We start from the raw sequence: 1,623 nt of genomic DNA, 5'->3' as shown, positions 1-1,623 counted from the left end.
ACTCACGGCCCCGCGCACTCACGGCCCCGCGCACTCACGGCCCCGCGCACTCACGGCCCCGCGCACTCACGGCCCCGCGCACTCACGGCCCCGCGCACTCACGGCCCCGCGTTTGATTGTGAGATCGGCGACGAGGTCCACGGATCTCGCCGAACGGCGGCGATTGCCGCTCCCCTGCCCCGGCCCCGTCCCAAATATCAGGATGCACTGAGGAGATCTTGGACAGTTGTCGTTCGCGCGGAACGGGAACTGTCCAAGATCTCGAATCTCGGCCGGCTGCGGAAGGCCAGCCAACCCACAGTCGGCCGGGCAACTCTCCTCGAAAGCTGCTGATGATCGATCAAAGGCGCCTCCCCGTCGATGGACGCTCTGTGAGCACCGGATCGCCGCCGAACGCCAGCCTGAAAGCGAAGAGGGCAACGGGTGCCGGCCACCAAGATAAAGAAGCGACGGATACCGGCCGCCGAGGTGGAGAAGCGACGGGGGCCGGCCGCCGAGGTGGAGAAGCGACGGGGGCCGGCCACCGAGATAGAGAACGGCCACCGAGATGGAGAGGCGGCGGTGGTCGGGCAACCGGTGGGGCGGCGGACGGGATGCGAGGGCAACAGGGTGGGGAGGCGATGAACGCCAGGCCGCCGGACGAAATGGGGGACGGGCGCCAGCCCCGGGTGGGGTGGCGCCCGTCGTGTGCGTCCGGATGGGACTTTGTCAGCGGCGGTCGATGTCGCTGGCGACGTCCTCGGTGTAGCTGGCACCACCGTCGGCCTCGCTGGTCAGCAGCTTGGCACCGCCCTCGGGCGGGCCGGCGATCGACTGTCCGGCGGCCAGCTCGGGGAACTTGGCGTCGAACGCTGGCCGCTCGGAGCGGATTCGCGGCATCCGGTCGAAGTTGCGCAGCGGCGGCGGCGAGCTGGTCGCCCACTCCAGCGAGTTGCCGTGGCCCCACGGGTCGTCGACCTCGACCACCGGGCCGGCCTTGTACGACTTCCAGCAGTTGTAGATGAACGGCAGCGTGGAGATACCGGTGATGAACGCGCCGACCGTGGAGATCATGTTCAGCGTGGTGAAGCCGTCGCCGGGCAGGTAGTCGGCGTACCGCCGGGGCATGCCCTCGCTGCCCAGCCAGTGCTGCACCAGGAACGTGGTGTGGAAGCCGATCATGGTCAGCCAGAAGTGAATCTTGCCGAGGCGCTCGTCGAGCATCCGGCCGAACATCTTCGGGAACCAGAAGTAGATGCCGGCGAAGACCGCGAAGACGATGGTGCCGAAGAGCACGTAGTGGAAGTGCGCCACCACGAAGTACGAGTCGTGCAGGTGGAAGTCCAGCGGCGGGGCGGCCAGCAGCACGCCGGTCAGGCCACCGAAGAGGAAGGTGACCAGGAAGCCGACGGACCACAGCATCGGCGTCTCGAAGCTGATCTGCCCGCGCCACATGGTGCCGATCCAGTTGAAGAACTTCATGCCGGTCGGCACGGCGATGAGGTAGCTCAGGAAGCTGAAGAACGGCAGCAGCACCTGGCCGGTGGCGAACATGTGGTGCGCCCAGACGCTCATCGACAGGCCGGCGATGGCGATGGTCGCGGCGACCAGGCCCTTGTAGCCGAAGATCGGCTTGCGGGAGAA

At 67.7% G+C, this 1,623-nt stretch carries 1 protein-coding gene; it reads right to left on the bottom strand.

Annotated elements, in window-relative coordinates; translation table 11 throughout:
- Positions 1-708: 708 nt before the first annotated feature.
- Positions 709-1,623 (bottom strand): cbb3-type cytochrome c oxidase subunit I (locus AB0M52_RS32050; RefSeq protein ID WP_363961448.1); only part of this gene is annotated, 915 nt, incomplete at its 5' end.

It is taken from the genome of Micromonospora sp. NPDC051296 (genome assembly GCF_040682255.1).
GTDB classification, from domain to species: domain Bacteria; phylum Actinomycetota; class Actinomycetes; order Mycobacteriales; family Micromonosporaceae; genus Micromonospora; species Micromonospora craterilacus.
Note: the sequence above shows the minus strand (reverse complement) of the source record. Positions and strands in the feature narration are given on the sequence as shown.